Origin of the sequence: Pseudomonas sp. NPDC087185 (genome assembly GCF_044744955.1) — a bacterium.
In the GTDB taxonomy this organism is placed as follows: Bacteria; Pseudomonadota; Gammaproteobacteria; order Pseudomonadales; family Pseudomonadaceae; genus Aquipseudomonas.
In genome coordinates, this window is sequence record NZ_JBIUZK010000001.1 from 217,870 (window position 1) to 240,439 (window position 22,570).

Below are 22,570 nucleotides of genomic sequence, written 5' to 3' on the forward strand. Positions count from 1 at the left end.
GTACCTGAACAGGTGTAAACCTATTTCAGGGCTAGACACCTGCAATCGCTCTGGAAGCTGCCTGGCAGCCCCATGCGATAACCTTGTCAGAGCAGGAACAGCGTCGCCAGACCCAGGAAGATAAAGAAGCCACCACTGTCGGTCACCGCCGTGATCATCACGCTGGCACCCATGGCCGGATCACGCCCCAATCTTGCCAGGGTCATCGGGATCAACACCCCCATGAGCGCGGCCAGCAACAGGTTCAGGGTCATCGCTGCGGTCATCACCACACCCAAAGACCAGCTGCCATAGAGCCAGAACGCTACTATCCCGATAACGCCCCCCCAGATCAGCCCATTGAGCAGCGACACCGCCAACTCCTTGCGCATCAGGCGGCTGGTATTGCCCGGCGATACCTGGTCCAGCGCCATGGCGCGAACAATCATGGTGATGGTCTGGTTACCGGAGTTGCCACCAATCCCTGCCACGATCGGCATCAGCGCCGCCAGGGCTACCAGCTTCTCGATCGACCCCTCGAACAGGCCGATCACCCGGGAGGCCAGGAACGCGGTAATCAGGTTGATCGCAAGCCACGCCCAACGGTTGCGCAGCGAACGCCAGACCGAAGCGAAAATATCTTCCTCTTCACGCAGACCGGCCATGTTGAGGACTTCGCTTTCGCTCTCCTCACGAATCAGGTCGACCATTTCATCGATGGTCAAACGGCCGATCAAGCGATCGCTCTTGTCTACCACCGGCGCCGAAACCAGGTCGTAACGCTCGAAAGCCTGCGCAGCGTCGTAGGCATCTTCCTCAGGGTGGAAGGACACCGGGTCGGTCGCCATGACCTCCGCTACCTTCTTGTCCGGGTCGTTGACCAGCAAGCGCTTGATAGGCAGCACACCTTTGAGGATGCCGTCGTAATCAACCACGAACAGCTTGTCGGTGTGGTTGGGCAACTCTTTCAGGCGGCGCAGGTAGCGCAGCACCACTTCCAGGCTGATGTCTTCGCGGATGGTGACCATCTCAAAGTCCATCAGCGCACCGACCTGCTCCTCGTCATAGCTCAGCGCCGAACGCACACGCTCGCGCTGCTGGGCATCGAGGGTTTCCATCAGCTCGTGAACGACGTCGCGTGGCAGCTCCGGCGCCAGGTCGGCCAGCTCGTCAGCGTCCATTTCCTTGGCCGCAGCGAGCAATTCGTGATCATCCATGTCGGCGATCAGCGATTGGCGAACCGAATCGGAGACTTCAAGCAGGATGTCGCCATCACGATCCGAGCGCACCAACTGCCAGACCGTCAGGCGGTCTTGCAGGGGCAAGGCTTCGAGGATGTAGGCGATGTCTGCAGGGTGCAGGTCGTCGAGCTTGCGCTGCAATTCGACGAGGTTCTGACGGTGGACGAGGTTTTCCACCAGGTCGTGATGATGGCCTTCCTGACGATGGGTCAGGTCTTCCACCACGCGCTGGCGCTGCAGCAGTTCGACCACCTGGGCCAGGCGATCCTGCAGGCTCTCTTGCGCTTTCTTTACTTCTACTTCAGTCATAGGCGAACTCCACTCCCAGCAGCGGAGCACGCCGGGGGAATCAATCGGTCAGATCAAGCTGTATGAATCGTGTTAAGGAGTAACTACTGGGTAAGTCCATGGTGGTATTCCACAAGCCCCGGCGGGGCTGACGGGCGCAATCATACACTGCCTAAGCTGTCAGATCGCTTAAATTTTTGGCCAGAACAATCGTTTGCGCGATAAAGCTAGGACAACGCTCGAAGCTTTCTGTGCGACGGCTAGAGCGAAAGAAAAAACACATGCACCGCGCAAAAGGTTGTCGGGCCGGTTTACTTGGAGTTTAGCGGGCATCACTGATAAATCAGTGAGCGGTAGAAAACAAAAAGCCCGCTCAAATGAGCGGGCTTCTTGATGTATGGCGGACTCAGCAGGATTCGAACCTGCGACCGCTCGGTTCGTAGCCGAGTACTCTATCCAGCTGAGCTATGAGTCCGTGGTGGTAGTTTTAGACCAGGTTACCACTGGTTGGTTGAAGCGTCTTTGCAAGCAGAGCCACTTCGAAAGTGGCGGACTCAGCAGGATTCGAACCTGCGACCGCTCGGTTCGTAGCCGAGTACTCTATCCAGCTGAGCTATGAGTCCGTGATGGTATTTTTAGATCAGATTACCACTGATTGGTTGAAGCGCCTTTGCAAGCAAAGCCACTTCAAAAGTGGCGGACTCAGCAGGATTCGAACCTGCGACCGCTCGGTTCGTAGCCGAGTACTCTATCCAGCTGAGCTATGAGTCCGTGGTTGGTAGTTTTAGACCAGATTACCACTGGTTGATTGAAGCAACCTTGCAAGCAAAGCCACTTCAAAAATGGCGGACTCAGCAGGATTCGAACCTGCGACCGCTCGGTTCGTAGCCGAGTACTCTATCCAGCTGAGCTATGAGTCCGTGTCTTGCTGCGCATTATAGGTCGCTGAAACATTTTTGCAAGAACTTTTCGTTTAAAAACAACTACTTAGCGTTCTTACCGTTTACAGCGCCCTAAGCGAATAATGGCGGTGAAGGGGGGATTCGAACCCCCGATACCCTTATGAGGTATACTCCCTTAGCAGGGGAGCGCCTTCGGCCACTCGGCCACCTCACCGCAACACGAGGCGAATATTAAACAGGCTCTTCCTCGTTTGCAACCCTTTTTTTGAAAAAAACTTCAAAAGAATTAAAGGCTTGGCTCCTCATCCTTCTCTTTCTTGATCCGCAGGTAGATTTCCTCGCGGTGAACGGCCACTTCCTTAGGGGCGCTGACGCCGATACGCACCTGGTTTCCCTTGACGCCAAGCACCGTCACGGTGATCTCGCCGTCTCCAATGATCAGGCTCTCGGCGCACCGACGAGTCAGAATCAACATAGCTTTCTCCTTACGCAAACATTCAGGGATAACAGTCTGGGAACAACCGGACCTGGTCGCGGACGACGACGCAGGGCCTTGAAGCGCGTCACACCGGCAGGACAAGGCCTGTATAACGAGCAGAAACGCGAAGGGCGCGGCAAGCCGCGCCCCTCAAGGCAACGCCTTACTCGCCCTGTCGGGCAGGAGCATCAAGCTCGAACGCGGTATGCAGCGCGCGTACGGCCAGCTCCAGGTACTTCTCTTCGATGACCACCGAAACCTTGATCTCGGAGGTGGAGATCATCTGGATGTTGATGCTCTCCTTGGCCAGGGCTTCGAACATGCGGCTGGCAACACCTGCGTGCGAACGCATACCAACACCGACGATCGACACCTTGGCGATCTTGGTGTCGCCGATCACTTCCCGGGCACCGATTTCACGTGCGGTGTTTTCCAGCACGCTGTGGGCCTTCTCGTACTCGTTGCGGTGCACGGTGAAGGTGAAGTCGGTGGTGTTATCGTGCGAAACGTTCTGCACGATCATGTCCACTTCGATGTTCGCGGCGCTGATCGGGCCGAGGATCTTGAAAGCAACGCCCGGGGTGTCCGGCACGCCACGGATGGTCAGCTTGGCTTCATCACGGTTGAAGGCGATACCGGAAATGATCGGCTGTTCCATGGATTCCTCTTCATCAATGGTAATGAGGGTACCCGGACCCTCCTTGAAGCTGTGCAGCACGCGCAGCGGAACGTTGTACTTGCCGGCGAACTCGACCGAACGGATCTGCAGCACCTTGGAACCGAGGCTGGCCATTTCCAGCATCTCTTCGAAGGTGATCTTCTCCAGGCGGCGAGCCTGCGGCACCACACGCGGGTCGGTGGTGTAGACGCCATCAACGTCGGTGTAGATCTGGCACTCGTCAGCCTTGAGCGCGGCCGCCAGGGCCACGCCGGTGGTGTCGGAACCGCCACGGCCGAGGGTGGTGATGCTGCCGTGTTCGTCGACACCCTGGAAACCGGCCACCACTACTACGCGCCCTTCCTTCAGGTCGGCACGAATCTTCTGATCGTCGATCTGCAGGATGCGCGCTTTGTTGTGCGAGCTGTCGGTGAGGATACGCACCTGGTTGCCGGTGTAGGACACCGCCGGCACGCCACGCTTGATCAAGGCCATGGTCAGCAGGGCAATAGTGACCTGCTCACCGGTGGAGACGATCACATCCAGCTCACGCGGAACCGGCTGGTCGGTAATCTGCTTGGCCAGCTCGATCAGGCGATTGGTTTCGCCGCTCATGGCCGACAGCACAACCACCAGGTCGTCGCCCGCCTCACGGTGCTTCTTGACCTTGTCGGCAACCTGCTCGATCCGCTCGATGGAACCGACAGAGGTGCCGCCAAATTTCTGTACGATCAACGCCATTTCAATGGTGCCTCAGCCCACAAAGGGCCCCAAAAAAACCATCCAACATGAAGGGGCAAGTGACTAGACCACCCGCCCCTTCATCTCAAAGTCCCTGCTCTGCGAACGGCACGGCCAGCGCCAGGGCCTGGTCCAGCGCAGCGACGTCGACGCCACCACCCTGAGCCATGTCCGGACGGCCACCGCCCTTGCCACCCACCGCCGCAGCGGCTTGTTTCATCAGGTCACCAGCCTTGAGTTGGCTGGAGAGGTCCTTGGTCACGCCGGCCACCAGCACGACCTTGCCCTCATGCTCGCTGCCCAGCAGGATCACTGCGTGGCCGAGCTTGTTCTTCAGCTGATCGACCAGCGCCAGCAGGGCCTTGCCATCCTGCCCATCCAGGCGGGCAGCAAGCACCTTGGCGCCCTTGACCTCAACGGCCGCGTTGGAGAGATCATCCCCTGCGGCGCTGGCGGCCTTGGCCTGCAGCTGTTCCAGCTGCTTCTCCAGCTGGCGGTTGCGCTCAAGCACAGCCGACAGCTTGTCGATCAGGTTGTCACGGTTACCTTTGACCAGCTGCGCGGCTTCCTTGACCTGCTCTTCGGCAGCGTTCAGGTAGGCCAGCGCAGCAGCGCCAGTAACCGCTTCGATACGGCGCACGCCAGAGGCCACGCCGCCTTCGCTGATGATCTTGAACAGGCTGATATCGCCGGTGCGCTTGGCGTGAATACCGCCACACAGCTCGACGGAGAAATCGCCACCCATGCTCAGCACGCGCACGGTATCACCGTACTTCTCGCCGAACAGGGCCATGGCGCCCTTGCGCTTGGCGGTTTCGATATCGGTCAGCTCGGTTTGCACCGGGGTGTTCTTGCGCACCTCGCGGTTGACGATGTCTTCCAGGGCCTTGATCTGCTCCGGTTTCACCGCCTCGAAGTGGCTGAAGTCAAAACGCAGACGCTGGCTGTCGACCAGCGAGCCCTTCTGTTGTACGTGCTCACCCAGCACCTGGCGCAGAGCTTCGTGCAGCAGGTGGGTGGCGGAGTGGTTCAGCGAAGTGGCGTGCTGCACCTCGGCATCGACCTTGGCCTCGACCGGCGAACCGATGACCAGCGCACCACTGGCAACCACGCCATGGTGCAGGAAGGCACCACCGGTCTTGGTGGTGTCACGCACGTCAAAGCGCGCGGCGCCCGACTGCAGGTAGCCGGTGTCACCGACCTGGCCACCGGACTCGGCGTAGAACGGGGTGCGGTCCAGGACCACGACGCCCTGCTCGCCTTCACCCAGCTGGTCGACGGCCTGGCCGTCCTTGTACAAGGCAATGATCTTGCCCTGGCCTTCGGTGGCGTCATAGCCGAGGAAGTCGGTGGCGGTATCGACCTTGACCAGGCTGTTGTAGTCCATGCCGAAGGCGCTGGCCGAACGCGCACGCTCACGCTGGGCGTCCATTTCGCGCTCGAAGCCGGCCTCGTCGATGGTCAGCTCGCGTTCGCGGGCGATATCGGCGGTCAGGTCCATCGGGAAGCCGTAGGTGTCGTATAGCTTGAACACCACGTCGCCTGGCACCACGTTGCCTTTGAGCTGGGCCAGGTCCTGCTCGAGGATGCGCAGGCCCTGCTCCAGGGTCTTGGCGAACTGCTCTTCCTCGGCCTTGAGCACACGCTCGATGTGCGCCTGCTGGCTCTTCAGCTCCGGGAACGCCTCGCCCATCTCGGCGGCCAGGGCCGCGACGATCTGGTAGAAGAAGCTGCCCTTGGCGCCCAGCTTGTTGCCATGACGGCAAGCACGGCGAATGATGCGGCGCAGCACGTAGCCACGGCCTTCGTTGGACGGCAACACGCCGTCGGCGATCAGGAAACCACAGGAACGGATGTGGTCAGCCACGACCTTCAGCGAAGCCTGGCCGTCGTTGCTGCAACCGATGGCCTTGGCCGCGGCGATCAGCAGGTTTTGGAACAGGTCGATCTCATAGTTCGAGTGCACGTGCTGCATGACCGCACTGATGCGCTCCAAGCCCATGCCGGTATCCACCGACGGCGCTGGCAGCGGGTGCAGTACGCCGTCGGCAGTGCGGTTGAACTGCATGAAGACGTTGTTCCAGATCTCGATGTAACGGTCGCCGTCTTCTTCCGGGGAACCGGGTGGGCCGCCCCAGATATCGGCGCCGTGGTCGTAGAAGATCTCGGTGCAAGGGCCGCACGGGCCGGTGTCGCCCATGGTCCAGAAGTTGTCGGAGGCGTACGGGGCGCCCTTGTTGTCACCAATGCGCACCATGCGCTCGGCCGGCACGCCGACTTCCTTGGTCCAGATGTCGTAGGCTTCGTCGTCGCTGGCGTAGACGGTGACCCACAGTTTTTCCTTCGGCAGGTTCAGCCACTTGTCGGAGGTCAGGAAGTTCCAGGCGAAGGTGATCGCATCACGCTTGAAATAGTCACCGAAGCTGAAGTTGCCCAGCATTTCGAAGAAGGTGTGGTGACGCGCGGTGTAGCCGACGTTTTCCAGGTCGTTGTGCTTGCCGCCGGCGCGTACGCACTTCTGGCTGCTGACCGCGCGGGTGTAGGCGCGCTTTTCCTGGCCGAGGAAGCAGTCCTTGAACTGGTTCATGCCGGCGTTGGTAAACAGCAGGGTCGGGTCATTGCCCGGAATCAGGGAGCTGGAGGCGACTCGGGTGTGTCCCTGCTCCTCGAAGAAGCGAAGGAAGGCTTCACGGATTTCTGCGCTTTTCATAGGTTCTTCCACGGAAACGGCGGCCCCTGAGGGCAAACGCGTCGACGAAACGACGGCAAAGGGCCGCATTATATCGGTCCTGCAATCTCGGTGCAGTGTGTTTATGCGATCGAAAGCGTCGATGGGACGGCTTTTCAGGCTCATGCAAATGAAAATGACATGACTGGATGCTAAATGCAGCCTTTCGCCACTGGCAAGCCAATTACCGCCCAAGGGAAGGGAAAATGGAACAGACGGTGAATTAAAAGGTTTTCATCAAGTGATGGGATCCAGAATAGTGTCGCCTGCCTTAGGGGGATTTGCCCGTTTAGCAGGCGCCGCTGCTCTCAACCCAGGCGCTGGCCCGAATCCGGCACGATGAGGATCCCGGCGCGAAGCCCATTCTTGACCTTCGGGTTGGGGAAGATGATGCGCGCGCCCTCCTCCTCCACCACCCAGCGCATCTCGGCCAGGTCCTCGGCCAGCAGGTAACCCTTGCTCAGCTCCGAGAAGTTCTCGATGTCCGCCGGGAGGTGCAGGCGGAAGCCCTCGCTGTGCTTGATGATCTCGCGGGCAACGCTGAACAGCTTCAGGCCATCCAGCGAACCTTCGGTTTCGGGCTCGGTGCCTTCGATGATCTGGATCAGCCGCTCCTCCAGCTTGTCCAGGTTGACCTGCTCGTTCTGCCCGAACGGCCGCGCCTTGCCAAGCTCCAGGGTGAACGCCTCGGCATTGAGCTGCTCATAGGTGAAGGCACTGAAAGTGATCGAAGACTTGCTTTGCAGCAGCACCGCTTCCATGCCGGCCGCCGCCAGGCGAGCCAGCTCGCGACGGGAATGCTTGCGCCCCTCTTTATAAGGGTACAGGGCGAACTGCTCGATCTTGGAGCCACGGATGGCGGTATGCAGGTCATAATGCAGGCGGGTGCGATCCGGTTTGTTGAAGAACACCCGGGCAAACTGTTCAAGCTCGGCGGCACGCAAGGCTTCGAAACCACTGGAGAGCTCGTGGCGGCCATTGAACAGTCGATTGATATCCTGCTCGATGAAGCGCTCGCCCTTGCGGATGGCCGCCGGGTTGCCGAACAGGAACAGCACCCGTGCCTTGGGTTTGATCTTGCCGTTGGCAACGCCATGCAGCAGGCGCTCAAGCAGTTCGATAGGTGCCGTTTCGTTGCCATGGATACCGGCCGACAACAGCAGGTCAAGCCCACCATCTTCGCCCTCGGGTGGGCGCACTTCGAGTGCCCCCTCCCCCAGCCAGCGCAAACGCGCGCCCTTGGGGGTCACTTGGGTCTTCTCGGCCGGCTCGTGATCGGTCAGGGTCAGCTCAAGCAATTTGCCAAGGGCGAGCATAGGCGCTTCCTTAGTGGTGGTGGCCGCAGTCGGGGCCATGCACGTGATCATCGTCTTCGCCGACCTCTGCCGGCTCCATCTCCAGCTGCAGGCTGACCAGGTTGGTGGCCATCGGGCGCAGCAGCAAGTTGGCGTACTCGGCATCGTTCTCGTCGACGTCGACACCGATCAGCAGCTGGCCACGGCCGTCCTGCTGAATCCACACTTCCTTGCCTTGCCAGACCACCGCAAACCGGGTGCAGGAGGTTTCCAGCTGGGTGCCGTCATCATCTTCGAGGATCAGGCGCAGGGCGTCGGTCATTACAAATTCTCTCTTCAAGGTTGGCGTTGGAACGGATAGACCGAACCCAACTTCAGGATCTGGGTCAATTCATCCAGTGCCGTACGGCATTCGACCAGCAACTGCGGGTCAGCAAGGTCCGCTTCGCCCAGGCGGTCGCGGTAGTGCTTGTCGACCCACTGCAGCAGCGTGTCGTACAGCGGGGCAGTCATGATAACGCCTGGATTGACCGCCGCCAGTTCCGATTCTTTCAAGGCCACGCGCAAGCGCAGGCAAGCCGGGCCACCGCCGTTTTGCATGCTCTGCTTGAGGTCGAACACCTTGACCTCCTTCACTGCGCTGCCCTGGCTGGTCAGCTGCTGCAGGTACCCCCAGACGCGCTCGTTGTTGCGGCACTCTTCCGGCACCACCAGCAACATCGAACCGTCGTCGCGGCTGAGCAGCTGGCTGTTGAACAGGTAGGAACGCACCGCATCCTCTACCGCCACCGCTGCCCGCGGCACACGGATGGCCTGGAAGTTACCACCCTTGCTGGCCAGTTTAGCTTGCAGCTGTCCAAGCACCGTGTCGGTCTCCAGGAAAGCATCTTCGTGGTAGAACAGCACCTCGCCGTTGCCCACCGAAATCACATCATTGTGGAACACGCCCTGGTCGATCACCGCCGGGTTCTGTTGAGCGTAGACCACCCCGTCATCACGCAGGCCATGCAGCCTTGCCACCGCTTGGGAAGCCTCCAGGGTTTGACGGGCCGGGTACTTCTGCGGCGCAGGGTAACGACTGTCGAAGGCGCTGCGGCCATAGACGAAGAACTCGACGCCGGCCTCGCCATAATGGCGGCAGAAGCGCGTGTGGTTGGCCGCGCCCTCGTCGCCAAACTGTGCCACGGCAGGCAGCGCCGGGTGATGGGCAAAGTGTTTTTCGTTGTTGAACATGGCGGCCAGCACACGACTGGTGGTCGGGTGCTCGATGCTGCGGTGGTACTTGCAGTTGAGGTTGGCGGCAGTGAAATGCACGCGGCCATCGACGGTGTCGGCGCTGGGGCTGACGGTGGCGGCGTTGGCCACCCACATGCTCGACGCCGAACAGCTGGCGACCAGCAGCGGCATGGCCTCCTTGGCGGCACGCTGGATCACTTCGGCATCGCTGCCGCTGAAGCCCAGGCGGCGCAGGGCGGCAACGTCCGGGCGCTCCTGCGGCGCCAACACGCCTTGCTGGAAGCCCATGTCGGCCAGCGCTTTCATTTTCGCCAGGCCCTGGCGCGCCGCTTCACGCGGGTTGGACGCCTGCTGGCTGTTGCTCTGCGATGCCACGTTACCGTAGGACAAGCCGCCGTAGTTGTGGGTAGGCCCCACCAGGCCATCAAAATTCACTTCATAGGATTTCATCGGCTAGGCTCCGTGACCTGTTGTTATAGGGTGACGCCCGGCGTCAGGGTCGCCGGCAAGGCAAGGCTGGCGGTCTCCAGCGAAGCCACGGGGTACGCGCAGTAGTCGGCGGCGTAATAGGCACTGGCGCGATGGTTGCCACTGGCCCCCACGCCACCGAACGGCGCGCTGCTCGCAGCACCGGTCAGCTGCTTGTTCCAGTTGACGATGCCGGCGCGGCTGCGCAACCAGAAGTGCTGGTAGCGGGCATTGGAATCCGACAGCAGGCCGGCGGCCAGACCGTACTGGGTGTTGTTGGCCTCCTCGATGGCGGCATCGAAGTCGGCGTAGCGGATCACCTGCAACAGTGGGCCGAAAAACTCTTCGTCGGGGCGATCAGCCACTGCGGTGACATCGATGATACCCGGGGTCAGCAACGCGGCAGTGGCCTGCGGCTGGGTCATCTGCAGCAGGCCGGTGGCCCCCTTGCCGAGCAGGTCGGCCTGCGCCGCAACCAGCGCCTGGGCGGCCTGCAACGAGATCACCGAGCCCATGAAGGGCGCAGGCTGTTGATCGAAGGCGCCGACAGTGATGGTTTTGCACACTTCGACCAGCCGCGCGAGCAGCGCATCACCCCAAGCGCCCTGCGGCACCAGCAGGCGACGCGCACAGGTGCAGCGCTGGCCGGCGGAGATGAACGCCGACTGGATGATGGTGTATACCGCCGCATCGAGGTCCTTGACCTCATCCACCACCAGCGGGTTGTTGCCGCCCATTTCCAGCGCGAGAATCTTGTCCGGACGGCCGGCGAACTGCTGGTGCAGCAGGTTGCCGGTGCGGCTGGAGCCGGTGAAGAACAGGCCATCGATGCCCGGGTTTGCCGCCAGCGCCACGCCGGTTTCGCGCGCGCCCTGGACAAGGTTGAGCACACCGATCGGCAAGCCAGCGGCAATCCAGCAATTGACCGTCAGCTCGGCGACCTTGGGGGTCAGCTCACTCGGCTTGAACACCACACAGTTGCCCGCCAGCAACGCCGGGACGATATGCCCGTTTGGCAGGTGGCCAGGGAAGTTGTACGGGCCGAACACGGCGACCACGCCGTGGGGCTTATGCCGCAGCACGGCGGTGGCATCGGCCAGCGGGCCACTTTTTTCACCGGTGCGCTCACGGTAGCTCTGCACGGAAATCGCCACCTTGTTGACCATACTGGTGACTTCCGTCACCGATTCCCACAGCGGTTTGCCGGTTTCCTCACCAATGCAGTAGGCCAATGCCTCCGAATGCTGCTTCAACTGCTCGGCAAATTTTTCCAGCACATCGATACGTGCTTCCAGGCTCAGCTTGGCCCAGGCCGGGAAGGCCTGGCGCGCTGCCTGCACGGCTGCATCGACCTGGCTGGCCTCAGCGCCCTGCCCTTGCCAGATGACAGCCTGGGTCACCGGGTTGAGCGACTGCAGGGTTTCACCCTGGCCGGCCTGCCAACTGCCGGCGATGTAATGCGTGGTCATTTACTGGGCCTCCCGGCTTGCCGATAGCGGCACCGCCCGCACGTTGTCGCCGGCGCCCATGCGCAGGCGCTTGGCGGTCAGCGGGTCGACCACCAGGGTGCCCGCAGCCAGGCGGGCGGGTGCAGCGGTAATGCGGCAGTCGTCACGCTTGCGGTTGTGGATGATGTAAGGGGTGGCGTCATCGCCGGGTGTGCCCACGGCCAACACCAGCGTCTGGCTCTCGCGCACGGCGCGAATCTTCGAGGTTTCGCATTCGATGGCCGGGCCTGCGTCGAAGATGTCGACATACCCCTGGTAGTTGAAGCCTTCCTGCTTGAGCATGGCCAATGCAGGCTCGGTATCGGTGTGCACACGGCCTATGACGCTGCGCGCCGCCTCGGACAGGAAGCAGGTGTACAGCGGGAACTTGGGCATCAGCTCGGCGATGAACGACTTGTTGCCTACGCCGGTGAGGTAGTCGGCCTGGCTGAACTCCATCTTGAAGAAGTGCCGGCCCAGGCTTTCCCAGAACGGCGAGCGGCCGTGCTCATCGGACATGCCGCGCATCTCGGCGATGATCTTGTTGCCGAACAGCTCGGGAAACTCGGCGATGAACAGCATGCGTGCCCGCGACAGCAGGCGGCCATTGACCCCGGAGCGGTAGTCGCTGCGCAGAAACAACGAGCACAGCTCCGAATTGCCGGTCAAGTCGTTGGCCAGGAACAGGGTCGGGATCTCGCGGTAGATGCCCAACTCCTGCGAGGCGCTGACGGTCAGGCCGACCCGGTAGTTGTACCAGGGCTCGCGCAGGCCGACGGCCCCGGCGATGGCACTGATGCCAACCACCAGGCCTTCATCGTTTTCCAGCACGAACAGGTAGTCGGTGTCGCCACGCTCGGCCTCACCACGGAAGCTCTTCTCGGCCCAGCCGACCCGATGGCCGAGGCGCTCCTCGTTGGCCGGCAAAGTGGTCAGCCCGGTGGTGCCGGTGCTGCGTGCCAATTCGATCAGCGCAGGTAAATCGCTGCTGCGTACAGGACGAACGATCATGCTATCTCCTTGTGCGGCAGCTGCGGCCACCGCAAAACTCTCTGTTCCCAGGCTTCAGACCGCGACCAGGCGCACACTGGCGCCCTCGCCCACACCCAGCGCTTCGGCGGCCTCGGCACTGAGGCTGACCGGTTTGCCCGGCACCCAGTCCAGTTCCAGCAGCACCGCGCGGTAATCTTGCAGCTGGCCATTGCACACCAGGTACGGGCGGCCACCTTTGTGCGGTACCTCCTCCAACCTGACCGGCACTGCCCGGCTCTGGGCGATGGAGCGAATGCCCGAGGTACGGGCATGCAGGGTCGGCCCGCCGTCGAAGATGTCGATGTAATGCTCGGTCTCGAAGCCTTCGCGCATGAGGATGTCGAACGTGATCTGCGCGCGTGGATGCACCTGGCCCATGGCTTCCTGCGCAGCGTCCGGCAGCAGTGGCACGTAAATCGGGTAGTGCGGCATCAGTTCGGCAAGGAAGGTGCGACTTTTAAGGCCGCACAGACGCTCGGCATGGGCGTAGTTGAGGTCGAAGAAGTTACGCCCGATGGCGTCCCAGAACGGCGACTCGCCCTGTTCGTCGCTGTAGCCGACGATCTCGGTGACCACCGAATCGGCGAAGCGCTCAGGGTGGGATGCCATGAACAGCAGGCGGCCACGCGAATTGAGCTCGGCCCAGCCACTCTCGACCAGTTCGGGCAGCACGTAGAAACTGGTCAGCAGGCTGTTGCCGGTGAGGTCGTGGCACAGCGACAAGACGTGGATCTTGTTGTGGATCTTCAGCTCGCGCGAGGCGTGTACGAACGTCTCGTTACGGAAGCTGTAGAACGGCTCGGAGTAGCCGGCCGAAGCGACGATGGCCGAGCAGCCGGCGAGCTTGCCGGTCTTGCTGTCTTCGAGCACGAAAAAGTAGCTCTCCTCGCCATTGAAGCTGACTTCAGCGGCGAACGAGGTTTCCGAGGCGGCAATCTTGTCGCCCAGGCGGGCGGTATCGTCCGGCAGCGAGGTGACACCAACGGGGCTGTCTGCAGCCATGCGCTGCACTTCATTAAGATCAGCCATTTGCGCGGGGCGCATCACCAGCATGGTGTCACTCCTTTGGAAAAACTGGCCGTTCACGACGGCACGGAAAAACGGCGGGCGCGCGATTGACACTGCAAGCACGCGCCCGCACTGGAATTCAGCTTTCGCCGACCCGCTCAGGGCCAGCGAAAGGACCGCAGGCGAATCAGGCCTGGGTCAGTTTGGCCACAGCACGCTCGAAGCGGTCCAGGCCTTCATCGATGTCGGCATCTTCGACCACCAGGCTTGGCGCGAAGCGCACCACATCCGGGCCGGCCTGCAGCACCATCACGCCTTCCTTCTCGGCGGCGTTGAGGACGTCCTTGGCCTTGCCCTGCCAGGCTTCGGTCAGCACGCAACCGATCAGCAGGCCGACGCCACGCACCTGGGTGAACAGGCTGTACTGCTGACCGATCTGCTCCAGGCGGGCCTTGAAGCGCTCGTGCTTGGCCTTGATGCCAGCCAGGGTTTCCGGGGTATTGATCACATCCAGCACGGCGCAGGCGACGGCACAGCCCAGCGGGTTGCCGCCGTAGGTGGTGCCGTGGGTGCCGACGGCCAGGTGCTTGGCGATCTCGCTGGTGGTGAGCATGGCACCGATCGGGAAACCACCGCCCAGGCTCTTGGCGCTGGTCAGGATGTCCGGGGTCACGCCGTAGTGCTGGTAGGCATACAGCGAGCCGGTACGGCCGACACCGGTTTGCACTTCGTCGAAGATCAGCAGGGCATTGTGCTCGTCGCACAGCTTGCGCGCGCCTTCCAGGTACGCCTTGTCAGCCGGGACTACACCGCTCTCGCCCTGGATCGGCTCGATCACCACGGCGCAGGTCTTGTCGGAAATGTGCGCCTTCAACGCTTCCAGGTCGTTGTACGGCACGTGGCTGATGCCGGTGATCTTCGGGCCGAAACCGTCGGAGTACTTCGGCTGGCCACCGACGCTGACGGTGAACAGGGTGCGACCGTGGAAGCTGTTCACGGTGGCGATGATTTCGTGCTTTTCGGGGCCGAAGCGGTCATGGGCGACGCGACGGGCCAGCTTGAAAGCGGCCTCGTTGGACTCGGCGCCGGAGTTGCAGAAGAACGCGCGCTCGGCAAACGTGGCGTCGACCAGCTTGTGCGCCAGGCGCAGGGCCGGCTCGTTGGTGAAGACGTTGGAAACGTGCCAGAGGGTGTTGGCCTGGTCGGTCAGGGCCTTGACCAGTGCCGGGTGGCAATGGCCCAACGCGTTCACCGCGATGCCGCCGGCAAAGTCGATGAGCTCGCGACCCGACTGGTCCCAGACGCGGGAGCCCTCGCCTCGCACAGGAATGAAGGCCGCCGGAGAATAATTAGGGACCATGACCTGGTCGAAATCGGCACGTTGCACCGGGGCTTGCTCAACGGACATCTGAGTCTCCTGAAGAGGAACGCTGGCCTGGAATTGGCGAGCGATGGGGGGGATTGTAAGGACTGATCAGCGCCTGTCCTTGCGGCCAAGCGACAACTTGTTACAGCGCAAAACCCAGTTTCAGCCGGGCTTTCGGCAATGCGACAAACACTGTCGCAATCGCGCAGTGTAACGGCAGAGAGGGACTGGGTGAACGGGTGTTCACATATGAAAGAAGTTCGACTGCAGCAGCCTCATCGCCGGCAAGCCGGCTGCCACAAAAAGCTGCGGCGCTCGGTCATTTGTGGGAGCCGGCTTGCCGGCGATGAGGCCAGAGCAGCCCGCGAAGAATTCAGCCCTTTTCGGCAGGCGCCGAACTCAACTCGAACGGGCTGCTGCTGCGCCGCTGGTTGCGGTCTTCCCGCGGCGTTGCGCCAAAGAAATTGCGGTACGCACTGGAGAAATGCGGCCCCGAAGAGAACCCGCAGGACAACCCGATCTGGATGATCGACTTGCTGGTCTGCATCAGCATCTGCCGCGCCTTGTTCAGTCGCAACTCGAGGTAGTACTGGCTCGGCACCCGATTGAGGTACTGCTTGAAAATGCGCTCCAACTGCCGGCGCGACACACACACATGCTGAGCGATTTCGTCGGTGGTCAGCGGCTCTTCGATGTTGGCTTCCATCAGCAGCACTGCCTGGGTCAGCTTCGGATGGCTGGAACCCAGGCGATTCTGCAAGGGAATGCGCTGACGCTCCCCCCCTTCGCGAATGCGCTCGACCACCAACTCCTCGGACACCGCACCGGCAAGTTCAGCACCATGATCGCGCGCCAGCACCGCCAGCAACAGGTCGGTCACGGCCATGCCGCCACAGGCGGTCAGGCGATCACGGTCCCAGTCGAACAGGTGACTGGTGGCGATGACCTTGGGGAAGCGCTCGGCAAAATCGTCCTGCCAGCGCCAATGCACTGCGGCGCGGTAGCCGTCGAGCAGGCCGAGCATGGCCAGTGGGTACACGCCGGCGGACAACCCGCCGATCATGCAACCGCTGCGCGCCAGCTGCTTGAGTGCCGTCGACAGGGAAGACCCCACCGCCTGTGGCAGTTCGTCCGCCAGCAAAAACAGCTTGTGGTAACCCTCGAGCCGACCGTTCCAAGGCTCGCCCGGCAAACGCCAGGCGCCCTCCTCGGCAGGTTCGGCCTGCAGGAAAGTCAGCTCGTAGGACACATCAGGATGCACCCGCTGCGCCACCTGCAATACGTCTTCCGCCAGCGCCAGGGTAAGCGGCTTGGTGCTTGGCCAGATGAGAAAACCGATTCGCTGGGTGGTCATAGGGAGAGGTCCGAAACCTGAGGTCGTTCGAGTCTGTGGCGCCGGGTCAGGCTGCGCTCGCTGCGCAGCATGCCCTATTCTGGTGCAAAGGTGCAGCCTTTACTTCAGGCTGCCGGAGAGAAACTGCTTGAGCCGTTCCGATTGCGGGCTGGCCAGCACCTCGCGCGGGCAGCCGGTTTCTTCGACCAAGCCCTTGTGCAGGAACACCAGCTGGTTGGACACCTCGCGGGCAAAGCCCATCTCGTGCGTCACCACCACCATGGTCCGGCCTTCCTGGGCCAGGGCCTGCATCACCTTGAGCACATCACCGACCAGCTCAGGGTCGAGCGCCGAGGTCGGTTCGTCGAACAGCATAACCTCAGGCTCCATGGCCAGCGCCCGGGCAATTGCCACACGTTGTTGCTCACCACCGGACATGTGCCCGGGGAAGGCGTCCTTGCGGTGCGCCACACCCACCTTGGCCAGGTAGTGCTCGGCCTTTTCCAGGGCTTCCTTCTTGCTGACGCCCAGTACGTGCACCGGCGCCTCGATGATGTTCTCCAGCGCGGTCATGTGCGACCACAGGTTGAAGTGCTGGAAGACCATCGACAGGCGCGAGCGCATGCGCTGCAGCTGGCGCGGGTCGGCGGCCTTGAGCGCGCCGTCCTTGCCGGCGACCAGCTTGAGCTCTTCATTGTTGAGCAGGATCTTGCCGGCGTGCGGCTGCTCCAGCAGGTTGATGCAGCGCAGGAAGGTCGACTTGCCCGAGCCGCTGGAGCCGATGATGCTGATCACATCGCCTGCCTTGGCCGCCAGGGACACACCCTTGAGCACTTCATGGCTGCCGTAGCGCTTGTGCAGGTCTTGGACTTCGAGTTTGTACATGCTGTCGGTTCTCACAGAGCGTTCAGTGCTTGCGCGGCGCCAGGTAGCCGAGCCAGCGGCGTTCGGCCATCTTGAACAGGCGCACCAGGATGAAGGTCAGGCACAGATAGAACACGCCCGCCGTGATGTAGGCCTCGAAAGGCAGGTAGTACTGGGCATTGACCGTGCGTGCGGCACCGGTGATGTCGATCAGGGTCACGATCGACGCCAGGCTGGTGGTCTGCAGCATCATGATCACTTCGTTGCTGTATTGCGGCAGCGCCCGGCGCAGGGCCGACGGCAGCAGGATGCGGCGGTACATCTTCATGCGCGACATGCCCATGGCCTTGGCCGCCTCAATCTCGCCATGGGGCGTGGCCTTGAGGCTGCCGGCGATGATTTCGGCGGTGTAGGCACTGGTGTTGACGCCGAACGCCAGGCAGGCACAAAAGGTGGCGCTGGACAGCAACGGCCAGAAGATACTCTCGCGCACGGCCTCGAACTGCGCGAGGCCGTAGTAGATCAGGAACAGCTGCACCAGCATCGGCGTGCCGCGGATCACATAGGTGTAGAGCCAGGCCGTGAGGTTGACCACCGGCTGCTTGGACACGCGCATCAGGCCCAGCGGAACAGCCGCCAACAGGCCGAAGAACAGCGATATCGCCAGCAGCTTGAGGGTGGTCAGCAGGCCGCCGAGGTACAGCGGCATGGCCTCCCAGACGACGTTGTAGTCGAAGATCATAGTTCAGCCACCTTGACGCCCACCGAGTAGCGCTTCTCGAGATACTTCAGGGCCAGCAGCGAGACACTGGTCAACACCAGGTACAACGCCGCCACCGCCAGGAAGAAGGTAAAGGGTTCGCGAGTGGCATCTGCCGCCTGCTTGGCCTTGAACATCATGTCCTGCAGGCCGACCACCGAGATCAGCGCGGTGGCTTTGGTCAGCACCAACCAGTTGTTGGTGAAGCCCGGGATCGCCAGGCGGATCATCTGCGGCACCTGGATGCGGAAGAACACCTGACGGTTGCTCATGCCATAGGCCACGCCGGCTTCGGCCTGGCCCTTGGGAATCCCCAGAAAGGCGCCGCGGAATGTCTCCGACAGATACGCGCCAAAGATGAAGCCCAGCGTGCCGATACCGGCAACCAGCGGGTTCAAGTCGATGTAGTCGTCGTAGCCGAGCAGCGGCGCCACTCGGTTGATGATGTCCTGGCCGCCATAGAAAATCAGCAGGATCAGCACCAGATCCGGAATCCCACGGATCACGGTGGAATACATGTCACCCAACCAGGCCAGCCAGCGCACCGGCGACAAGCGCAGCGCCACGCCAATCAGGCCGAGCACGATGGCCAGGGCCATCGACGACAAGGCGAGCTGCAGCGTCAGCCACGCCCCGTCGAGGATGACTGCCCCGTAGCCTTTCAACATGATGAGGTCCTCGACCTAGAGAATGAAAAATGGTGCAAACCTCAGAGCCTCTGCTGTTTGCACCATTGCACAGGTGAAACTCGACGTCTTACTTCGAGTCTGGACCGTAGATGTCAAAGTTGAAGTACTTCGCTTCAATTTGCTTGTACTTGCCGTTGGCGCGGATGGCGTCGATGGCGGCGTTGATACGGTCGGCGTTGGCCTTGTCGCCCTTGCGCACGGCGATGCCGACGCCGTCACCGAAGTACTTCACGTCGGTGAACGAAGGGCCAACGAAGGCGAAGCCCTTGCCGGCGTCGGTTTTCAGGAAACCGTCTTCGAGCAGGGTAGCGTCGGCCACGGTGCCGTCCAGACGGCCAGCAGAGACGTCCAGGTAGATTTCGTTCTGGGTACCGTATGGCACGACGGTAGCGCCTTGCGGGGCCAGCACTTCCTTGGCGAAGCGGTCGTGGATCGAGCCGCGCTGCACACCGATCTTCTTGCCTTTGAGTTCAGCCAGGCTGTCGCTCACCGCGGTGCCTTCCTTCATGACCAGGCGAGCTGGGGTCAGGTAGTAACGCTTGGTGAAGTCGACCGATTTCTTGCGGTCGTCGGTGATCGACATGGACGAGAGGATGGCGTCGATCTTGCGCACTTTCAGCGCCGGGATCAGGCCATCGAACTCTTGCTCGACCCAGGTGCACTTGGCTTTCATCTCTTCGCACAGGGCGTTGCCGATGTCGTAGTCGAAACCAGCGATGCTGCCATCAGGCTGCTTGAAGGCGAAGGGTGGGTAAGCGGCTTCGATACCGATTTTCAGCGGTTTTTCGTCGGCCTGCGACACCAGGGAAAACACGGACAGCGCCAGGGCGCCAAGCAGTGCGAGCTTCTTCATCAGGTAACTCCATCGGTACGGGGCAATACGAGGCAGGGTAACAACTGCCCGCTATGCGAATGGGTACAGCGCGAGCCGCGCAGGGTTCGACCAAGGTCGCAGACCACGAGCGAGTGAGTGGCATTTTAACGACAGCCCGGTAGTCGATATTTCTTCAAAGCGACAACTACTTATAGAAGCGCTTGAAATCGCGGCGGGCGATGTTGACAGCTTTTGCAAAACATGCAAGAGCTCAAGAAAAATAACCTATAAGCAAAGCAATTACTGGGCCTATTATTGGCAAAGCCTTGTACGACGGCAAGTGTAGCGTGAGGCCCCGCAACAAATGCGCGCAAATCCGCACCGAAATGAGACCGGGCTGTTTCCCTGCGCCCCGTTCCTGGGCAAGAACGGTGACAGAAGAGTTACCGATGAATGTCGAGTAACAGTAAAGCAAAAACCCCGCCGGTTGCCCAAGCGGGGTTTCGCAACAGGGGCTGCTTGCCAGCCCCGGCGCCATCAAGCCGTTGCCAGGTTCATCGCCTTGTGGGTATCGATCAGGTGCTGCACCACGCCCGGGTCGGCCAGGGTGGAGATATCACCCAGCGCATCGTACTCGCCGGTGGCGATCTTGCGCAGGATGCGCCGCATGATCTTGCCCGAGCGGGTCTTTGGCAGGCCCGGCGCCCACTGGATCACATCCGGCGAGGCGATCGGGCCAATCTCCTTGCGCACCCAGTTCTTCAGCTCCAGGCGCAGCTGCTCGCTGGACTCCACGCCAGCATTGAGGGTGACATAGACATAGATGCCCTGCCCCTTCAGGTCATGCGGCACACCCACCACCGCAGCCTCGGCCACCTTGGCGTGGGCAACCATCGCGCTTTCGATCTCGGCGGTGCCCATGCGGTGGCCGGACACGTTGAGCACGTCATCCACCCGGCCGGTGATCCAGTAGTAGCCATCCTCGTCGCGGCGCGCGCCGTCACCGGTGAAGTACATGCCACGGAAGGTCTTGAAGTAGGTATCGACGAAGCGGTCGTGGTCACCATACAGCGAACGCGACTGGCCCGGCCAGGAGTCGAGGATCACCAGGTTGCCCTCGGCAGCGCCATCGATCAGGTTGCCCAGGTTATCCACCAGCGCCGGCACCACCCCGAAGAACGGGCGGGTCGCCGAACCCGGCTTGAGGCCGGTGGCCCCCGGCAGCGGACTGATCAGGATGCCGCCGGTCTCGGTCTGCCACCAGGTGTCGACGATCGGGCAACGCTCCTTGCCCACGGTCTTGTAGTACCAGTTCCAGGCTTCCGGGTTGATCGGCTCACCCACCGAACCAAGCAAACGCAGGCTGGAACCGTCGGCGCCGGCCACTGCGGCTTCGCCTTCGGCCATCATCGCGCGGATGGCGGTTGGCGCGGTGTAGAGGATGTTGACCTTGTGCTTGTCGACGATCTTCGACACCCGGGTGATGTCCGGGTAGTTCGGCACGCCCTCGAACAGCAGGGTGGTCGCGCCATTGGCCAGCGGGCCGTAGACGATGTAGCTGTGGCCAGTGACCCAGCCGACGTCGGCGGTGCACCAGTAGACTTCGCCAGGGCGGTAGTCGAACACGCGCTCGTGGGTGAGCGCGGCGTACACCAGGTAGCCGCCGGTGGTGTGCAACACGCCCTTGGGCTTGCCAGTGGAGCCGGAGGTATAAAGGATGAACAGCGCTTCCTCAGCGCCCATTTCCTTGGGCGCACAATGGCTGGACGCGACCTTCATCAGGTCTTCGTACCAAATGTCGCGGTGCTGGTGCCAGGCGATGTCGCCACCGGTGCGCTTGCACACGATGATCTTCTGCACGCTGTTGGTTTCCGGGTTGGTCAGCGCCAGGTCGACGTTGGCCTTGAGCGGCGTGCGACGGCCGCCGCGCACGCCTTCGTCGGCGGTGATCACCACCTTGGACTTGCAGTCGATGATGCGCCCGGCCAGCGCTTCCGGCGAGAAACCACCGAATACCACCGAGTGAATGGCACCGATGCGGGCACAGGCCAGCATGGCTACCACGGCTTCCGGGATCATCGGCATATAGATAGTCACCACATCACCCCGGTGCACGTCCTGGCCGCGCAAGGCGTTGGCGAACTTGCAGACCTGCTCGTGCAGCTCGCGGTAGGTGATGTTGCGGTGTTCGGAAGGGTCGTCGCCCTCCCAGATGATTGCCAGCTGGTCGCCGCGCTGCTCAAGGTGGCGGTCCAGGCAGTTGGAAGAAACGTTCAGAGTGCCGTCGGCAAACCACTTGATATCGACATGATGGTCGTCGAAGGAAGTCTGCTTGACCTTGGTGAAAGGCTTGATCCAGTCAAGCCGCTGGGCCTGCTCGCGCCAGAAGCCGTCCGGGTTGATCACCGATTGCTGGTACATGGCCTTGTAGGTGGCCTCGTCGGTCAGGGTAGTGGCCGCAACCTCGGGACGAACGGGATACAGTGGAGCCGCACTCATCTGTGTTACCTCGGTGTAATAGTTGTTTTTGTATGGAACCGTTTGTAACTGTACCAGAGCGGCAAAAGCCATACGACGATGGTAGTAACGCGACAGGGTGCGCCAGCCGTGATCTACGGGGAAGGCTCTAGGCCGCAGCCGGCAGCCCGGCAAGGGGAAAAAACGAGGGATCTTGCCGGTGGATTGTTACAGATTCTGTCAAAAGGCGAAAAAACTTTATCAAAACGCCATCTGTTTCCCTTAATTACCGAGGCATAAGATTCACCTCGCCAGCAACGGCAATGCGATTAACCACTGGCATTAGTAACAGCCCCCACGAAGGCAACCTGTTAATCGCACGCTAATCCGATAGTTGAAAACTTGGCTATCTTCGCGGCGCCACAAGCGCCGCGCGCCCCCTCACGACCTTAGACAGGTAAATAGAAAATGAAAGCTTTACTGGTATTGGTACTTGGCGGTCTTTGCAGCGCGGCGATGGCCGGCGAGGCAAACGATGTCGAGCAGATTCCGGTTGAACAGTACAGTTACTCGCAGCACCTGGACATCGCCCGCGTCATCTCCATGAGCGAAGTACCCAACGTCTGCGAAGTAGTGCCCGCCCGCATGACCTACGAGGACTCCAAGGGCCAGAAGCACATTCTCGAATACCGTGTGATGGGTAACGGCTGCTCCAACGGCTGAAGTTTTTTCGACGGAACAGGGCC

18 protein-coding genes and 5 tRNA genes are annotated in these 22,570 nt (G+C 61.5%); 1 reads left to right on the plus strand and 22 read right to left on the minus strand.

Going from position 1 to position 22,570, the window contains the following annotated elements; translation table 11 throughout:
* Positions 1-86 precede the first annotated feature (86 nt).
* The 22 genes from mgtE to acs form a co-directional block, all read right to left on the minus strand.
* Complete coding sequence (gene mgtE / locus ACIPIJ_RS00950) at positions 87-1,529, minus strand: magnesium transporter (protein WP_401071868.1); 1,443 nt, start codon at positions 1,527-1,529, stop codon at positions 87-89.
* Between the two features lie 377 nt (positions 1,530-1,906).
* Positions 1,907-1,983, minus strand: a tRNA-Arg gene (locus tag ACIPIJ_RS00955).
* A 71-nt stretch (positions 1,984-2,054) separates the two neighbouring features.
* Positions 2,055-2,131, minus strand: a tRNA-Arg gene (locus ACIPIJ_RS00960).
* A gap of 71 nt (positions 2,132-2,202) precedes the next feature.
* Positions 2,203-2,279 (minus strand) — tRNA-Arg (locus ACIPIJ_RS00965).
* A gap of 72 nt (positions 2,280-2,351) precedes the next feature.
* A tRNA-Arg gene (locus ACIPIJ_RS00970) sits at positions 2,352-2,428 on the minus strand.
* A 105-nt stretch (positions 2,429-2,533) separates the two neighbouring features.
* Positions 2,534-2,624, minus strand: a tRNA-Ser gene (locus ACIPIJ_RS00975).
* Positions 2,625-2,696: 72 nt separating this feature from the next.
* A complete protein-coding gene (gene csrA, locus ACIPIJ_RS00980; protein ID WP_003254503.1) occupies positions 2,697-2,885 on the minus strand; it encodes a carbon storage regulator CsrA in 189 nt (62 codons plus the stop codon).
* A 166-nt stretch (positions 2,886-3,051) separates the two neighbouring features.
* Complete coding sequence (locus tag ACIPIJ_RS00985; RefSeq protein WP_401071870.1) at positions 3,052-4,287, minus strand: aspartate kinase; 1,236 nt, start codon at positions 4,285-4,287, stop codon at positions 3,052-3,054.
* A gap of 85 nt (positions 4,288-4,372) precedes the next feature.
* A complete protein-coding gene (gene alaS, locus ACIPIJ_RS00990) occupies positions 4,373-6,997 on the minus strand; it encodes an alanine--tRNA ligase (protein ID WP_401071872.1) in 2,625 nt (874 codons plus the stop codon).
* Between the two features lie 326 nt (positions 6,998-7,323).
* Complete coding sequence (gene astE / locus ACIPIJ_RS00995) at positions 7,324-8,331, minus strand: succinylglutamate desuccinylase (protein ID WP_401071874.1); 1,008 nt, start codon at positions 8,329-8,331, stop codon at positions 7,324-7,326.
* Between the two features lie 10 nt (positions 8,332-8,341).
* A complete protein-coding gene (locus ACIPIJ_RS01000; RefSeq protein ID WP_401071876.1) occupies positions 8,342-8,632 on the minus strand; it encodes a topoisomerase II in 291 nt (96 codons plus the stop codon).
* A 14-nt stretch (positions 8,633-8,646) separates the two neighbouring features.
* Positions 8,647-9,996, minus strand: coding sequence for an N-succinylarginine dihydrolase (astB, locus tag ACIPIJ_RS01005; RefSeq protein WP_401071878.1), 1,350 nt, complete (start codon positions 9,994-9,996; stop codon positions 8,647-8,649).
* Between the two features lie 23 nt (positions 9,997-10,019).
* The gene (astD, locus tag ACIPIJ_RS01010; RefSeq protein WP_401071880.1) at positions 10,020-11,483 is read right to left on the minus strand and encodes a succinylglutamate-semialdehyde dehydrogenase; all 1,464 of its coding nucleotides are present in this window, start codon (positions 11,481-11,483) and stop codon (positions 10,020-10,022) included.
* Positions 11,484-12,512 (minus strand): arginine N-succinyltransferase, encoded by a 1,029-nt coding sequence (gene astA / locus ACIPIJ_RS01015; RefSeq protein ID WP_401071882.1) that lies wholly within the window; start codon positions 12,510-12,512, stop codon positions 11,484-11,486.
* 54 nt (positions 12,513-12,566) lie between these two features.
* Positions 12,567-13,586 carry an arginine/ornithine succinyltransferase subunit alpha gene (aruF, locus tag ACIPIJ_RS01020; RefSeq protein ID WP_401071884.1) on the minus strand — a complete coding sequence of 340 codons (1,020 nt, stop codon included), beginning with the start codon at positions 13,584-13,586 and terminating at the stop codon, positions 12,567-12,569.
* Positions 13,587-13,728: 142 nt separating this feature from the next.
* Complete coding sequence (locus ACIPIJ_RS01025) at positions 13,729-14,949, minus strand: aspartate aminotransferase family protein (RefSeq protein WP_401071886.1); 1,221 nt, start codon at positions 14,947-14,949, stop codon at positions 13,729-13,731.
* A 331-nt stretch (positions 14,950-15,280) separates the two neighbouring features.
* Positions 15,281-16,261, minus strand: coding sequence for a transcriptional regulator ArgR (gene argR / locus ACIPIJ_RS01030; RefSeq protein WP_401071888.1), 981 nt, complete (start codon positions 16,259-16,261; stop codon positions 15,281-15,283).
* Positions 16,262-16,360: 99 nt separating this feature from the next.
* Positions 16,361-17,125, minus strand: coding sequence for an ABC transporter ATP-binding protein (locus tag ACIPIJ_RS01035; protein ID WP_401071890.1), 765 nt, complete (start codon positions 17,123-17,125; stop codon positions 16,361-16,363).
* Positions 17,126-17,147: 22 nt separating this feature from the next.
* Positions 17,148-17,846, minus strand: a complete 699-nt coding sequence (locus ACIPIJ_RS01040; RefSeq protein ID WP_401071892.1) for an ABC transporter permease — start codon at positions 17,844-17,846, stop codon at positions 17,148-17,150.
* On the minus strand, positions 17,843-18,532 hold the full coding sequence (locus tag ACIPIJ_RS01045) for an ABC transporter permease (protein ID WP_400795245.1): 690 nt from the start codon (positions 18,530-18,532) through the stop codon (positions 17,843-17,845). Before ACIPIJ_RS01045 ends, ACIPIJ_RS01040 begins: the two co-directional genes overlap by 4 nt.
* A gap of 88 nt (positions 18,533-18,620) precedes the next feature.
* Positions 18,621-19,406, minus strand: coding sequence for an ABC transporter substrate-binding protein (locus ACIPIJ_RS01050; protein WP_401071894.1), 786 nt, complete (start codon positions 19,404-19,406; stop codon positions 18,621-18,623).
* 498 nt (positions 19,407-19,904) lie between these two features.
* Entirely contained in the window at positions 19,905-21,866 is a 1,962-nt protein-coding gene (gene acs, locus ACIPIJ_RS01055) for an acetate--CoA ligase (protein WP_401071896.1), read from the minus strand.
* Between the two features lie 426 nt (positions 21,867-22,292).
* On the opposite strand from acs, the gene ACIPIJ_RS01060 reads away from it, so the two are divergent.
* Positions 22,293-22,547 carry a DUF2790 domain-containing protein gene (locus ACIPIJ_RS01060; RefSeq protein WP_054903343.1) on the plus strand — a complete coding sequence of 85 codons (255 nt, stop codon included), beginning with the start codon at positions 22,293-22,295 and terminating at the stop codon, positions 22,545-22,547.
* Positions 22,548-22,570 lie beyond the last annotated feature (23 nt).

Excerpts from the sequence above, each read along its gene's own strand:
- mgtE (WP_401071868.1), bottom strand. The coding sequence starts at position 1,529 with ATGACTGAAGTAGAAGTAAAGAAAGCGCAAGAGAGCCTGCAGGATCGC.
- csrA (WP_003254503.1), bottom strand. The coding sequence starts at position 2,885 with ATGTTGATTCTGACTCGTCGGTGCGCCGAGAGCCTGATCATTGGAGAC.
- ACIPIJ_RS00985 (WP_401071870.1), bottom strand. The coding sequence starts at position 4,287 with ATGGCGTTGATCGTACAGAAATTTGGCGGCACCTCTGTCGGTTCCATC.
- alaS (WP_401071872.1), bottom strand. The coding sequence starts at position 6,997 with ATGAAAAGCGCAGAAATCCGTGAAGCCTTCCTTCGCTTCTTCGAGGAG.
- astE (WP_401071874.1), bottom strand. The coding sequence starts at position 8,331 with ATGCTCGCCCTTGGCAAATTGCTTGAGCTGACCCTGACCGATCACGAG.
- ACIPIJ_RS01000 (WP_401071876.1), bottom strand. The coding sequence starts at position 8,632 with ATGACCGACGCCCTGCGCCTGATCCTCGAAGATGATGACGGCACCCAG.
- astB (WP_401071878.1), bottom strand. The coding sequence starts at position 9,996 with ATGAAATCCTATGAAGTGAATTTTGATGGCCTGGTGGGGCCTACCCAC.
- astD (WP_401071880.1), bottom strand. The coding sequence starts at position 11,483 with ATGACCACGCATTACATCGCCGGCAGTTGGCAGGCCGGCCAGGGTGAA.
- astA (WP_401071882.1), bottom strand. The coding sequence starts at position 12,512 with ATGATCGTTCGTCCTGTACGCAGCAGCGATTTACCTGCGCTGATCGAA.
- aruF (WP_401071884.1), bottom strand. The coding sequence starts at position 13,586 with ATGCTGGTGATGCGCCCCGCGCAAATGGCTGATCTTAATGAAGTGCAG.
- ACIPIJ_RS01025 (WP_401071886.1), bottom strand. The coding sequence starts at position 14,949 with ATGTCCGTTGAGCAAGCCCCGGTGCAACGTGCCGATTTCGACCAGGTC.
- argR (WP_401071888.1), bottom strand. The coding sequence starts at position 16,261 with ATGACCACCCAGCGAATCGGTTTTCTCATCTGGCCAAGCACCAAGCCG.
- ACIPIJ_RS01035 (WP_401071890.1), bottom strand. The coding sequence starts at position 17,125 with ATGTACAAACTCGAAGTCCAAGACCTGCACAAGCGCTACGGCAGCCAT.
- ACIPIJ_RS01040 (WP_401071892.1), bottom strand. The coding sequence starts at position 17,846 with ATGATCTTCGACTACAACGTCGTCTGGGAGGCCATGCCGCTGTACCTC.
- ACIPIJ_RS01045 (WP_400795245.1), bottom strand. The coding sequence starts at position 18,532 with ATGTTGAAAGGCTACGGGGCAGTCATCCTCGACGGGGCGTGGCTGACG.
- ACIPIJ_RS01050 (WP_401071894.1), bottom strand. The coding sequence starts at position 19,406 with ATGAAGAAGCTCGCACTGCTTGGCGCCCTGGCGCTGTCCGTGTTTTCC.
- acs (WP_401071896.1), bottom strand. The coding sequence starts at position 21,866 with ATGAGTGCGGCTCCACTGTATCCCGTTCGTCCCGAGGTTGCGGCCACT.
- ACIPIJ_RS01060 (WP_054903343.1), top strand. The coding sequence starts at position 22,293 with ATGAAAGCTTTACTGGTATTGGTACTTGGCGGTCTTTGCAGCGCGGCG.